We start from the raw sequence: 1,457 nt of genomic DNA on the forward strand, positions 1-1,457 counted from the left end.
CTCCCACATTTGGGGGCCGTTGTTGCATCCTCAAGCCATCAAAACGCCTCCATCCAGCCCGCCCCCTTATGGTGCGGAGCGCTGTTGAACCGCGCACGCGATTGAACTATCGCGCCTCATTACACCCCGAATATTTCAAACAACCTGCACTTCGTCGGTTCGTATTCCCCTGCTTCGTGTAAGACATTGCCGACAATCAACGTGATTGTCGGACAATTCGACGAACCGAACCGCAGCGCTCTAGCTTCTGACCTAGACTGCCTTTCCGTGGGGAAAACCGACCGGTCATCCGAAGGAAAAAAAGTCGAAACTTTTCACAACGGCGGCAGGTCAGGTTAGAGGAAGGGCAACAACTGCTGGAGCATTCCTTGCAACGGCCCCCTCACCTGATTCGCTTCGCCGCATTGGGCAGCGCTTTGCTCTCCTTGCGTAGCGCTCGTGCGCCTGGCCGCAGGATTCGGCCAATGAAACAACAGCTCTGGCGCTTGCCGGAAACAGATCGAGAAATAGGAGTTATTTATGATCAGTGCTGCCTTGGAACCACAGCAAGTCCGCTCTCAACTACCGCCGGCGGCTGAATCGCCGACGGCACCGGTGCTGGCCACCGGAGGCAAGGCACTGCTCCCTGTCGTTCGACAGAATCCCAACCGCAAGAAGATCCTGTTCGTCACGTCGGAAATCGCCGACCTGGTCAAGACCGGCGGCCTCGGCGATGTTTCTTCCGCCCTGCCCCGGGCCATGGCCGGCCTGCATGATGTCCGGGTGCTGATCCCCGGGTATCCGCAAGTCATGAACAGCGGCAATCCGATCCATATCATCGGCGAACTGGGCGGCCACGCAGCACTGCCGCCGTGCAAGATCGGCCGCATGGACATGGCCGACGGTCTGGTGATCTACGTCCTGATCTGTCCCGAACTGTATGCCCGCGAAGGCTCCCCCTACGGCGCCAACAATGGCCGCGACTGGCCCGACAATCACATCCGCTTCGCCCGCCTGGGCCTGGCCGCCGCTGACATCGCCGCCAACCTGGCGCAGATCCACTGGTGCCCGGACCTGGTCCATGCCCACGACTGGCCAGCTGGCCTGGCGCCCGCCTATATGCACTGGCGCGGTCAACGCACGCCGACCCTGTTCACCATCCACAACCTGGCGTACCAGGGCGTGGTCAGCCTGGCTTCCTGCCCGGAGCTGGGCATCCCGGAGCACGCGCTGCAACAGGAGGGCATGGAGTTCTACGGCAAGCTGTCGTTCCTCAAGGCCGGCATGGCCTATTCCAGCCACATCACCACGGTCAGCGCTACCTACGCCCAGGAAATCACCACCCCGGCGTTCGGCTGCGGGCTTGACGGGTTCCTCGCCGCCAAAACCCAACAAGGCCTGCTCAGCGGGATTCCCAACGGCATTGACGAGAGCTGGGATTCGGCAACCGACTCACATCTGCAGCGCCAGTTTTCCAT

The 1,457-nt window shown here is 61.2% G+C and carries 1 protein-coding gene; it reads left to right on the forward strand.

The window, feature by feature from the left end:
* Positions 1-519: 519 nt before the first annotated feature.
* On the forward strand, positions 520-1,457 hold a 938-nt coding region (locus tag ACE04F_RS16240; RefSeq protein ID WP_486108239.1), incomplete at its 3' end, for a glycogen/starch synthase.

Source organism: Pseudomonas sp. AGC41 (genome assembly GCF_057334555.1).